Source organism: Robiginitalea marina (genome assembly GCF_024006985.1).
Classification (GTDB): domain Bacteria; phylum Bacteroidota; class Bacteroidia; order Flavobacteriales; family Flavobacteriaceae; genus Robiginitalea; species Robiginitalea marina.
In genome coordinates this window covers 365,713-378,272 of record NZ_JAMXIB010000001.1, presented here as the reverse complement: position 1 = coordinate 378,272, position 12,560 = coordinate 365,713, and the positions used below count along the sequence as shown (strand labels likewise).

Here is a 12,560-nt window from a genome sequence, read left to right as displayed (position 1 = left end):
AATGGCACAACATACTCCAGCCCAGCGATTCAGCCGAAGAAGTTTCATGAAAACCACATCCCTTGCAGGGGGTGGGCTGCTGATCGGCTTTAATCTTTTTGAATCCTGCAAGCCCGGGGTGGAACCTCCGGTAGACCTGGCTTCTCTGGACTATAACGACTTCAATGCGTTTATCAAGATCGCCGACAATGGTGCCGTAACCATTTTCTCTCCCAATCCGGAAATAGGACAGGGCGTGAAGACCGCCATGCCGATGATCATTGCAGAAGAGTTGGATGTGGCCTGGAAGGATGTTTACGTCCTGCAGGCCCCCCTGGACACCAAGAACTTCACCCGCCAGGTAGCCGGGGGAAGCCAGTCCATCCGCCATGGATGGGAACCGCTCAGGCAGACCGGGGCCACGGCTCGGCAGTTGTTGGTCAATGCTGCGGCTGCCAGGTGGGGGGTGGATCCCAGGGAGTGCACCACAAAGGAGGGAATAATCTCCAATGCCAAAGGGGAAACCCTCGGGTATGGCGATGTGGTACAGGAAGCGGCCGCCCTCGAAATCCCGGAAGACGTGGCCCTCAAATCGGTGAAGGAGTTCTCCATTATCGGGCAGGAAATCCCCAATGTGGACCTTGATGAGATCGTCACCGGGAAGCCCCTTTTCGGCCTGGATTATAAAAAAGAGGGCATGGTGATTGCCTGCGTCCTCCGACCCCCTGCCTTTGGGCAAAAATTGGTTTCCGTCGAGGAGTCCGGTGCCCGGGCCCTGCCCGGGGTGCTGGATGTGATCCGCTTCGGGGACAAGGTTGCCGTCCTGGCCCAGGATACCTGGACTGCCATGAAGGGCAAGGCTGCCCTGAAGGCGGAATGGGGGAACGACGAACCGCTGGAGAGCACGGAAGACCATGACCGCATCCTTACCGACTTGCTCGACGGCAGGGAGTTTACCACCATGAGGAAGGACGGCAATGTGGAAAAAGCCTTTGCCGAGGCCGACATGGTGCTGGAACGGACCTATGAATCGCCCTTCCTGCCCCATAATTGTATGGAGCCCATGAATTTTTATGCCGATGTAACCCCGGAGCGCATCCATTTGGTCGGGCCTATCCAAACCCCGGAAGGCACAGCCCACCAGATTGCCGAAGTTTTGGGGCGGGATTTCAGCGAAATCTCCCTTGAAATGACCCGGCAGGGTGGTGGATTTGGCCGCCGCCTTTACGGGGACTTTGCTGTGGAGGCCGCCGAGGTGTCCAACCTGGCGAAACGGCCGGTAAAGGTGGTCTTTACCCGGGAAGACGACATGGCGGACGGCATTTACCGACCCGCAATAAAATACCGGATCAAAGCTTCGGTCAGGGATGGGCAGATTACCGGATACCACCTCAAAGAGGCTGCCATCAATTCCAATATGTACGGCCTGATCCCCAACTTCTTCCCGGCCGGAGCCCTGGAAAACTATCAGGTGGATGTGGCCAAGTTCGACAGCAAAATCACCACGGGGGCCTGGAGGGCACCCTATACGAATTTCCTGGCCTTTGCGGAGCAAAGTTTTTTTGATGAACTCTTTGAGCAAATGGGTGCAGATAAGATACAGTCCCGTATCGATTTGCTTGAAAAGGTTAAGGGGACCACGGATGACCGCATCCAGTACTCCCCGGGCCGCATGCAGGAAGTGATCCGCATGGCGGCGGAGAAATCGGGATGGGGAACCCCTAAAGAAGGGGTTTACCAGGGCTTTGCGGCCTATTATTGCCACAACAGCCACGTGGCAGAAGTAGCTGATGTGGTGATGGAAAATGGGGAGCCCGTGGTCAAAAGAGTTGTTTGCGTCGTGGATTGCGGGATTGTGATCAATCCCTCCGGGGCGCGCAACCAGGTGGAAGGAGGGGTCATAGACGGGATCGGTCATGCCCTCTATGGAAATTTTGCCTTCAGGGATGGCCGGCCACAGGCGCTTAATTTTAACGATTACCGCCTTATCCGCATGAATGAAATCCCCAGGGTGGAATCGTATTTCGTCCAGAACGAGGAATCCCCCACCGGGCTTGGGGAACCTGCCCTGCCGCCGGCCGGGGCCGCCATGGCCAACGCTATTTTTGCGGCTACGGGTAAAAGATTATACAACCAGCCCTTTGTAAATGCCCTGAAAGACGTTAAAATTCCTGAAAAAGAAATTATCGGGTAAGGATGGATGTACTGCTCTTTGGAGTGACCAGGGATATCGTAGGAAAGGGGACCCTTTCCCTTCCGTCGTCGGAATCCGTACGGCTGAACACGGTGGGCGACCTGAAGGGGCACCTGGTCGGAAAATATCCCGGGCTCCGGGACCTGGGCTCTCTGGCCGTAGCAGTCAACCAAATGTATGCGAAAGATGATGACCCTATCGGGGAAACCGATGAAATTGCAATCATCCCCCCTGTAAGCGGGGGTTGAAAGGAATCCTGCCATGTTGATAGACAACCACGATCGAGTGATAAATTATGTACGCCTGGCCGTTACAGACCGCTGTAACCTCAGGTGTAATTACTGTATGCCCGAAGAGGGGATTGACTTCGCGCGCAAGGACGCCCTCCTGAGCATCGGGGAGTTGTCGCGCCTTTGCGACGTGCTCACCGGCCTGGGCGTCGACAAGATCCGGATTACCGGGGGCGAGCCCTTTGTGCGGAAAGACCTCATGCGCCTGCTGGAACACCTCGCTGGGATTTCTTCCCTGAGGGAGATTTCCATTACCACCAATGCCACCCTGATCGGGCCCCATATCGAACAACTCGAACGGCTGGGGATACACAGTGTCAATGTGAGCATGGACGCCATCCGGCCCGAAACCTTTGCCAGGATCACCCGCAGGGACCATTTCCACGTGGTATATGAAAACCTCATGCGCCTGCTCGACTCCAAAATGGAAGTGCGGGTCAATTTCATCGTCCTCGAAGGACAGAATGAGGATGACATCTACCCCATGATGGAATTTCAGAAAACCCATGCCGTTCGGGTCCGGTTTTTGGAGGAAATGCCATTTAACGGGGGAAGCCGTGATTTCCGGACCCTTCGTTGGAACCACCATAAAATCCTGGAGCACATAAGGCTGAGGTATCCTGACTTCGAGAAACTCCCGGCGCCGATAACCTCCACTTCTGTAAATTACCAAATCAGCGGCCATAAGGGGTCCTTTGGGATCATTCCTTCTTTCAGCCGGACCTTCTGCGGGAGTTGTAACCGGCTTAGGGTCACGGCCACTGGGGACCTGATTACCTGCCTTTATGGCAAGCCTGTGGCCAGCCTGTTTACGCCTTTGCGGGCCGGATTGGAAGATTCCTTTATTAAAGAAGCCATTGTCAGGGCTGTTGGCAGCCGCTCCCGGGATGGTTTTGAAGCCCAACAAAAGCATGGGCCTGTTTTTGGGAGTTCGATGACCTCCATAGGAGGTTAAAAGAAAAAGTAATCCGCGATGGGGGGAGAGACAGGAATTATGGGATTAGTGCTGGCCGGGGGCCAGAGCCGGAGAATGGGGACCGATAAAGGGCTCCTGAAGTATCACGGCAAGCCGCAACGCGAATTCCTGTATGAACAATTAGAGCCCCTGTGCGACAGGGTTTTTCTCAGCATCCGTCCGGAACAGCGCGAAAGCCTTCTTCCGGGCCTGGACTATATCCTGGACGAAAACCGCTATAAAGGCCCCTTCAACGGGTTATTGTCGGCCCACCATGCCTTCCCCGGCGCCGCCTGGCTGGTGATTGCCTGTGACCTGCCCCTGATGGACCGTTCGGCACTGGCTTTCCTCCTCGCAAGGCGCGACCCGGAGGCTATGGCCACGGCCTTCGCGACCCGTGCATCCGGCCTGCCTGAACCCCTGGCAGCCATTTGGGAACCTGCCGGATTGCGTGAAGCCGAGCAGTACCTGGCCAGCGCTGAAAGCAGTTGTCCGCGAAAATATTTGCTGAATACTAAAACGACTTTGGTTTTCCCTGAAGATGATCTTTGGGTAGCCAATGCCAATGAGCCAGGGGAATACAAGTCCCTGCGATCGAAACTGAACCTCCCGTGACGCATAGCCGATACGACAGACAGGAACGCCTGAAAGGATTCGGAGCAGCCGGGCAGGAGCGACTCCGGCAGGCGCGTATCCTTGTGGTGGGTGCCGGGGGCCTTGGTGTTCCCGTATGCCAGTACCTGAATGCTATGGGGGTTGGGACCCTGGGAATCGCGGACGGCGATACCGTGGAAGAAACCAACCTGCACCGCCAGCCCCTTTACGGCCCGGAAGACCTCGGGAAATCAAAGGTTGCGGTCTTGGCTGAAAAATTGCATCGCCAAAACCCGGATACCCGCATAGACAGCCATGCCACTTTCGTGCTTCCCGGTAATGCCCTGGAGTTGCTTGAGCTCTATGACCTTGTGGTGGATGCCACCGATCGCATCCCTACCCGCTACCTGCTTGACGACGCCTGTGCCATCCGGGGTATCCCGTGGATTTATGGAGCCCTCCATGGGTTCGAGGGACAACTCAGTGTTTTTAATTACCGGGGAGGCCCCACCTACCGGTGTTTGTTTCCCCAGGCCCCGCGCCCGGGCGAAATACCTGATTGCAACCAGTTGGGGACCCTCGGGGTCCTGCCCGGGGTGATCGGGACCCTCCAGGCCCTGGAAGCGGTTAAAGTAGTCTGCGGACTGGGGGAAATCCTTTCCGGAAAACTCCTTTTATTCAACGCCCTCGACCACCAGTCGCGGCAGATCCGCTTTAGCCGGGCAAAAGAGGAAGGGGCAAGGCAGCTCTACAGCGCTTCCCAATACCTTTCCGGGTTCTGTGACCAGGGCGGCAGTATTTCCGTAGCGCAATACAGGAATATCCTTCGGGATGGAACACCCCATACCCTGGTGGATGTCAGGGAGGCCCGTGAATTCAAAGCCTTGCACATTCCCGGTTCCCGCAACATCCCGCTTCTCACCCTGGAACAGGAGCTGGGGGACCTCGATGGTCCCGCCCCGGTCTACCTGATTTGCGAAACGGGAAGCCGGAGTGCTCAGGGGTATCAAAAATTGAAGGGAAGGCTGGAGCATGCTGAGGTCCACTGGATTGCCGGAGGGGTCCGGGACCTGATTCAGGAGCCTGTCAAACTGCGGTAGCGAGGGGTTTCAGCTTCAGGGGTATCTGCCCGGGCCGTGGGGTCTGCAGGGGGTGCCCCAGGAAAAAAATAAAACGCGGATGATTTCTTTTGCCGAAGCATTTGAATTGGTGCTATCGCATCCCCTGGCCCTCGGGACAGAACAGATACCCCTGGAAGATTGCGGGGGCCGGATCCTGGCAGGGGAGGTGTATTCTGACCGTGACCTGCCTCCTTTTGACAGGGCTACCATGGACGGGATCGCCCTGGCTTATGCGGCATTCCGGGAAGGACAAAGGGATTTTCCCATCCGTGGCGAGGCCCGGGCCGGAACCCCGCTTCAATGCCTGAATGACCCTGCCACCTGTATGGAGGTCATGACCGGGGCCATGGTGCCCGAAGGGGCCGATACGGTGGTGCGTTACGAGGACCTGGAAATCAGGGAGGGGGTGGCGTGGATTAAAGCCCCTGTAAACCGCGGACAAAATATCCATCCCCGGGGAAGTGATTCCGGGGCCGGAAAGCTCCTGCTATCGCCCGGCCAGGCTATCGGCCCTGCGGAAATGGCCGTTTTGGCCTCTGTTGGGAAATCTGTTGCCGAGGTATTTGCCCTGCCGCGCACCAGCCTGTTTTCAACCGGAGACGAACTGGTGCCCGTGGATGCCAGCCCGCTGCCCCACCAAATCAGGCGGTCCAACATCTATGCCCTGCAATCGGCCCTCGGGGAACTGCGGATACACCCCAACGTGGGCCACCTCCCGGATCATCCCGAAAAAATACAATGCACCCTGGCTACGGCCCTGGACCAACCAGGGGTCGTCTTGCTCAGCGGGGGGGTCTCTATGGGGAAATACGACTACCTCCCCGGGCTTTTTGCGGAACTGGGGGTGGAAAACATCTTCCACCGGGTGGCCCAACGGCCTGGAAAACCTTTCTGGTTTGGGATCAACCGGCATTCCGGTTGCCTGGTGTTTTCCTTCCCCGGGAACCCCGTCTCCACTTTTTTGAATTATCATTTGTATTTTAAGGCCTGGTTATGGAACTGCTGGGGCCTGGAACTGAAGAAACACCAGGTTTTACTGCCCGAAACCGAGGAAAACACCACGCCCCTTACCCAGTTTCGGCTGGGGGAAGTGCGCGAAGACCAGGGAAAGCTGGTATTTTCAGCTGTCCCCATGAATAGTTCCGGCGATTTCCTGAGCCTTTCCAGGGCTCATGGCTTTGCTTGCCTGGAACCCAGGGAAACGCCCTACCTTGCGGGGGAAAGCGTTCCATTCCATTATTATAAAAGCTTACTGAGTTGACGCATGAACTAAAGGAAATCCTCCATGGCTACCGACAAGCCAGCACTCTTGGGATCGAAGCCGTCCTGGCCACCGTGGTGGCCCTTTCGGGTTCTTCTTACAGGGGGGCTGGGGTGCGCATGCTGGTGCTGGAGAACGGGGCAGCCTTCGGGGCGGTCAGCGGCGGCTGTGTGGAAAAGGAAATCCACCTGCAGGCCGCTGCGGTTTTTAAATCCGGGGTTCCGAGAATGATGACCTACGACGGGCGCTACCGCCTGGGTTGCGAGGGCATCCTGCACATCCTGCTGGAACCTTTCCGACCGGAGGCCGGACTGGCCAGGGCGTTTGAGGAGCAGTTAAGGCATCGAAGCGCCTTTCGGATGGACTCCCATTACTTCCTCGAAGACGGGCCCGACCCGCGGATGGGCAGCGTCCTGATCCTGGAGGAGGGAAGATTTTCGGTCCGCGGCGGATTTAGCCCGGGCCCTGACACCCTGCTTTTTGAAGGACACCTCCCGCCTCTGATGCGCCTGCTGATCCTGGGAGCCGAGCACGATGCCGTTCAGCTAACGGCTATGGCTTCACAGCTGGGCTGGGAGGTCATCGTGGTGGTGGGGGCAGATGATGCCCGGGGCACGGACCATTTTAAGGGGGCGTTACAGGTCCTCTCCACCATGCCCGAAACCCTTGATAGTGCACTCGTGGATCGGCAAACGGCTGTAATCCTCATGACGCACAGCTATTCGAAAGACCTGAAATACCTCCTCCGCCTGAGCCGGGCCACGCCCGCTTACCTGGGAATCCTGGGCCCGGCGCACCGCAGGGAGCGCCTGCTGGGGGAATTGCTCGAGCGGGACCCTGAGGTTGTCGAGGCCTTCCTTGAAGGAATCCATGGGCCCGCTGGCCTAGATTTGGCTGCGGAAAGCCCACAGGAAATAGCCATTTCGATTATCGCTGAAATCCTGTCTGCAACGCGGGGGTCCCGGCCCATCCCGCTAAGGGAGAAACAGGGGGCAATACACCAGAGATGAAAGCAACCCCGGCGTGTATTATCCTGGCCGCAGGGGCTTCCCGGAGGATGGGACGCACCAAGGCCCTGTTGCCATGGGGGGAGGTCCCCCTGTTGGAACATTTGGCACAGGTGGTGCACCAGGCGGGCATTGACAAAGTGGTTGCCGTGGGCGGTGCACATTATGATAAATTACTTCCCGTGGCCCGTGCGGCAGGGATCGGGGCCTGCGAGAACCCGTTATGGGAAACCGGCATGGGGTCGAGCCTGGCGACAGGCCTGAAGTGGATCCTGGACCATGCCCCGGGCACCGAAGCAGTGGTGGTCCTGCTGGCAGACCAGCCGCTGGTAAGTGCCCGGTATCTTAAGGAAATGCTCCGGGAATACCAGAAACATCCCGGCTTTGTGATTGCCACCGGCTATAAAGCATCCCCGGGGGTTCCGGTCCTTTTTCCAAGGGCTTTCTGGGAACCCCTGTTCGACCTGCAGGGGGGGCAGGGGGCAAAAGCCTACCTGCAATCCATTCCTGAGCAATGCCGTATCCTCGACGGGGGGGATGCCGTCCTGGACATCGATACCCCGGACGCTTATACCAGGGCCCTGGAACGGGCTGGCCTGATAAAAAAAACGAAATAGCATGAAAAAGCACCCGAAGTTCCCGCTCCTGCTCCTGACCCTCCTTCCCTGGGGCCTGATTGGGCAGGAAATGAGTTTTGAAGAGTATAACCCGGCGTCGACCCTGGTGGTCCCCCAGCATCCGGTGACCCGGGCCCGATACCCCTTTGTGGACATCCATAGCCACCATCCCAATATGGCTTCCCAGGACCTTTCCCCTGTGGTGGCCGCGATGGATAGCCTGAACCTGGCAGTTTTGGTAAACCTCAGCGGGGGTACCGGGGACAGGCTGCGTGATGCGGTGAATAATAGCAGAACCCATTACCCCGGCAGGTTCCTGGTTTTCGCCAATGTCGATTTCGACGGGGTAGGGGGTCCCGGATGGGGGGAACGGGCAGCTGCCCAACTGGAAACCGATGTGCGCAACGGGGCCAGTGGTTTGAAAATTTTCAAGAGCCTGGGGCTGAGGAATCGCGACTCGGAGGGCAAGCGAATCCCCGTCGATGATCCCCGCCTGGATCCCATTTGGGAAAAATGTGCTGACCTGGGGATCCCGGTGCTGATCCACTCGGCAGATCCGAAGTCATTCTGGGATCCGATGGACGGCAACAATGAACGGTGGCTGGAACTGAAGACCCGGCCCGGGAGGAAGCGGAGCGATACCGACCCTGCGCCGTGGCAACAGCTGATTGACGAACAACACCGCCTGTTCCGCAAACATCCCCGGACGATTTTCATAAATGCCCACATGGGGTGGTATGCCAACGACCTGGAACGCCTCGGTTTGTTGTTGGAGGAGTTTCCCAACATGTATGTCGGGATCGCTGCGGTTATTGCGGAACTGGGCCGCCAACCCAGGATGGCGAGGGACTTCTTTATCCGGTACCAGGACCGGATACTTTTCGGAAAGGACAGCTGGCAGCCCTCTGAATTCCCGACGTATTTCCGGGTGCTCGAAACAGCAGACGAATACTTCCCCTACCATAAGAAATACCATGCCTTCTGGGCCATGTACGGACTGGACCTTCCCGATACGGTCCTGAAGAAGGTCTACTTTAAGAACGCGATGAAACTACTGCCTGCCATCGCCCCGGAGCACTTCGAAGGCCATTGAACCCCTTACATGTATTGGGAGGCCCCGGCCAACTAAAAAAAAATCGTATGCACAAGCATACGATTTTATCATTCGAAAGGCCGGATTCGGATCCTTACTTTCCCCGGGCCGACAAGGCTAATAAACATAGGTCCTGGATTCGGACCAGCGGACGCGACGGCTGTCTTTAAAAGTCGAAAAGAACATAAACCTTCGGGTTTCAGTGGGCAGGGATTTAAAACTTGTTTTCATGACGGTTTCGTTTTTTGATGTTGTTAAATGCTTTTTGATTGATGATTGTTGATTGATGATGGGGGTTTTTAGGAAACGTAATGCCTGTATTCATTCCAGCGTACCCGACTGGTATTTTTAAAGCTGGAAAAATAAGAGCCTCTCCTTGATTCCGTGGGTGTTGATTTGCTGCTAGTTCTCATGATAATGCGTTTTTGTGATTGATGATTAATTGATTTGATTACACTTGGAAGACGATGGTTTCTTCGATTTGTTACAGTACTATGTATAAAAAGGTACCATTTTAAACAATTTTTAACACACAGGGGTTGGTCCATGAAATCCCAATATGAATATTTACCATTTAAAAGGGGGAGGGAAGGCTCATGCCTGGAATTGAACCTAAGTCCTTTGGAAGCGGTGCAGAGGGCTGCCCGTATGCGGTTCCCTGCAAAAGCCTGTTCCTGTAACCAGGTCCCGGATGCGATAAAAATCCATACCGGACCCACGGGCAACCAATAAAAAACCGTATTTTTCTGTTGCGATCCCCTTGTGGCGGATCTTTTCGACCAGGAGGAATATGCCTGATGAAAACGCTTATATCGATTTCCACTGCCACCCGGCCCTAAAGCCATTCGGGCACAGTTTCAGAAAGGACCCGGCAGGAACCCAAAGCGGACACCGCTCCCATAAGACCAGCCTGTGGCGGTACGACCCGCCATCCCTGCCAGATAAGCTACTGAACTTTGTCGGGGGACTGACTAAATTTTCGCAGTCCAATGGCCATAGCCTCGCCAGGGGAGGGGTAGAGGTCATTTGCGCCTCCCTGTACCCACTGGAGCGCGGTTTTGTGAATAACGGGATCCGCAATGAACTGGTCCGGGACCTGCTGCTGAATTTTGCCGTGGGCATCGGGGACAGGCGCATAGACCACCTCCAGCAATTGACGGATTACTTCGAAGACCTTAAACTGGAGTACCAGTTTTATCGCCAGCGGCAGGGGAAGGTGGTTACCCTCCCCGGGGGTCGGTACACGTATCGCCTGGTGGCCGGGTATTCGGAAATCGAAGCCTTTCGGGAGCAGGCGGCCACCGGGGGTATCCGAACCATTGCCGTGGTACTCAGTATAGAAGGCCTCCATGTATTGAACACGGGGTTGGGGGAGGACCCGCAGGAAGAAGGGGTCATTTTGCGCCTACGTGAAATCAAGGGTTGGGAAACCCCGCCTTTTTTCATCACCCTGGCCCATCACTTCTGGAATCATATTTGCGGGCATGCCCCCAGCCTTTCAGGGGTGGTTAGCCGCCACGTGGACCAGGCAGAGGGGATGGGGCTCGGGATCACCGCCCTTGGGCGCAGGGTCATTTCGGAGATGCTTTCCCGGGTTCATGGCCCCAGGGTTCTGCCCGACCTGAAGCATATGAGTGCCCGGGCCCGTCAGGAATTCTACAACTTACGCGAATCGGGAGGCTTTGGCGATACAGATTTTCCGCTCCTGGTGAGCCATGGGGCATGCAATGGCCTCATATCCTCCGAAAACCCCATTCCTTCAAGCCGTCCCAATGCCCGGCGGCTGAATCCGGTGGAGATCAACTTTTATGACGATGAAATTGTCCGGATTGCCAGAAGTGGGGGGCTTTTCGCCCTCCAGCTCGATGAAAGGCGCATTGTGAGCCGGGAAGTCCTGGAAAAAACCAAAACTTCAGTCCACCGGCATAAGATTATGCACTACCGGTCAGAACTGCTTTGGTTCCAGGTGCAGCACGTGGCTGAAACCCTGGATGCGGCCGGGCTTTTTGCCTGGGGCTGCATGGCCATCGGTTCCGATTTTGATGGTATAATCGATCCGCTCAATGGCTTTTGGACAGCGGAGGAACTTCCGTTCCTGGCCGATTTCCTGGAGCGGCATGCCTATAATTACCTGAAGGATGCCCGGTGGAATCTGTCGGAGAACCATATTTCTGCCGATGAAGTAATCCGCCGTATCTTTTCGGAAAACGGCCGCCTTTTCCTGAAAAACCATTTCCGCTGAATGCGGTCGCCCCGGATGCCGGCCTCGCTCCCGAGGGATGATTACAGACTGATGGGGTGTAATGTTGCACTTAATTAAATGAAATACGTCCTGAACCATGAAGAAACCACTCGCCGGAAACCATATACTCATTACGGGCGCCTCTCAGGGCATTGGCCAGGCCATTGCCCGGGAACTCATGGACCAGGGGGCCAGGGTGGCCGTCCATTACAATACAAATGAGGCAGCCGCCCGGGAAACCATTGCTGATTACCCCGAATCACAGTCTTTCGTATTGCGCGCCAACCTTGAGCACCCCGAAGAAGTCAGGGGGCTTTTCGAGCAGTGCATCATGCAGCTGGGCCATTTGGATACGGTTATTGTCAACGCCGGGGTGTTTTTACCCCATCCCGTATCAGAGGGGCTTGATTCCTGGTGGGAAATCTGGCAAAAGACTTTAAGGATTAACCTGGATGCGGCCGGGTTGCTTACCTATCTCGGGATCCGGCATTTCCGGGAAACAGGAAGGGGGCGCTTTATCTACCTGGGAAGCCGGGCCTCCTTCCGCGGAGAAACCCAGGAATACCTCGCTTATGCGGCCTCTAAAGGCGGGCTCACTTCCCTCGCCCGGACTGTAGCCCGGTCTTTTGGAAAGGACCGCATTACTTCGTTTATCATTGCCCCGGGATTTACCCGTACCGCCATGGCGGAATCCTTTATCGCGTCCCACGGCGAAAGGGCCCTGCTCGATGAAATTGCCCTGCCCGAATTGACCCGCCCCGGCGATATTGCCCCCCTTACGGCCTTTATCTGCACAGGAAAAATGGACCATGCCACAGGAACGGTCATCGATGTCAATGCAGGCAGTTACCTGCATTGAACCTGTAGGACCTGGCGGCCATTGATGGGTGTACAGGGAACCGCCCGCTCGTTCCTGCCGTAGCAGCAGGCAACACAAAACGCCGCTCAACCATTTGGAACCCGGCCATCCTGGCCGGAACGGAAGGTATGCACAGGCCCGGATCGTGTACTGGTACGGGGGCCATTACCAGTACTCCGGCAGAATAAAAGGTTAAAAATGTCTAAAGATGTGTTAATCTAATTAAACAATAATTCAACTTATATTACTTTTATTATGAGTTGTCGGCTAGCGCTGCGTGGCGGTTATCCCCGGAGAAGAGTATTTTGAGGGTTGACCACTCAATTGTTGTTGAACGGAGCGGTTATG

The 12,560-nt window shown here is 56.1% G+C and carries 11 protein-coding genes; all 11 read left to right on the top strand.

Annotated elements, in window-relative coordinates:
- Positions 1–46 precede the first annotated feature (46 nt).
- Entirely contained in the window at positions 47–2,173 is a 2,127-nt protein-coding gene (locus NG653_RS01600) for a xanthine dehydrogenase family protein molybdopterin-binding subunit (RefSeq protein ID WP_252739905.1), read from the top strand.
- A gap of 2 nt (positions 2,174–2,175) precedes the next feature.
- Positions 2,176–2,421 carry a MoaD/ThiS family protein gene (locus tag NG653_RS01595; protein ID WP_252739904.1) on the top strand — a complete coding sequence of 82 codons (246 nt, stop codon included), beginning with the start codon at positions 2,176–2,178 and terminating at the stop codon, positions 2,419–2,421.
- A gap of 13 nt (positions 2,422–2,434) precedes the next feature.
- Positions 2,435–3,418, top strand: a complete 984-nt coding sequence (gene moaA, locus NG653_RS01590) for a GTP 3',8-cyclase MoaA (RefSeq protein WP_252739903.1) — start codon at positions 2,435–2,437, stop codon at positions 3,416–3,418.
- A gap of 39 nt (positions 3,419–3,457) precedes the next feature.
- On the top strand, positions 3,458–4,033 hold the full coding sequence (mobA, locus tag NG653_RS01585; RefSeq protein ID WP_252739902.1) for a molybdenum cofactor guanylyltransferase: 576 nt from the start codon (positions 3,458–3,460) through the stop codon (positions 4,031–4,033).
- The gene (locus NG653_RS01580) at positions 4,030–5,112 is read left to right on the top strand and encodes a ThiF family adenylyltransferase (protein ID WP_252739901.1); all 1,083 of its coding nucleotides are present in this window, start codon (positions 4,030–4,032) and stop codon (positions 5,110–5,112) included. Before mobA ends, NG653_RS01580 begins: the two co-directional genes overlap by 4 nt.
- 79 nt (positions 5,113–5,191) lie before the next feature.
- Positions 5,192–6,394, top strand: a complete 1,203-nt coding sequence (locus tag NG653_RS01575) for a molybdopterin molybdotransferase MoeA (protein WP_252739900.1) — start codon at positions 5,192–5,194, stop codon at positions 6,392–6,394.
- The gene (locus NG653_RS01570) at positions 6,391–7,404 is read left to right on the top strand and encodes an XdhC family protein (RefSeq protein WP_252739899.1); all 1,014 of its coding nucleotides are present in this window, start codon (positions 6,391–6,393) and stop codon (positions 7,402–7,404) included. The genes NG653_RS01575 and NG653_RS01570 overlap by 4 nt, the downstream gene beginning before the upstream one ends.
- Positions 7,401–8,018: a nucleotidyltransferase family protein gene (locus tag NG653_RS01565; RefSeq protein WP_252739898.1), complete on the top strand. Its 618-nt coding sequence runs from the start codon at positions 7,401–7,403 to the stop codon at positions 8,016–8,018. The genes NG653_RS01570 and NG653_RS01565 overlap by 4 nt, the downstream gene beginning before the upstream one ends.
- A gap of 1 nt (position 8,019) precedes the next feature.
- A complete protein-coding gene (locus tag NG653_RS01560) occupies positions 8,020–9,111 on the top strand; it encodes an amidohydrolase family protein (protein ID WP_252739897.1) in 1,092 nt (363 codons plus the stop codon).
- A gap of 790 nt (positions 9,112–9,901) precedes the next feature.
- Entirely contained in the window at positions 9,902–11,353 is a 1,452-nt protein-coding gene (locus NG653_RS01555; protein ID WP_252739896.1) for a membrane dipeptidase, read from the top strand.
- Between the two features lie 97 nt (positions 11,354–11,450).
- A complete protein-coding gene (locus NG653_RS01550) occupies positions 11,451–12,212 on the top strand; it encodes an SDR family NAD(P)-dependent oxidoreductase (RefSeq protein WP_252739895.1) in 762 nt (253 codons plus the stop codon).
- Positions 12,213–12,560: the final 348 nt, after the last annotated feature.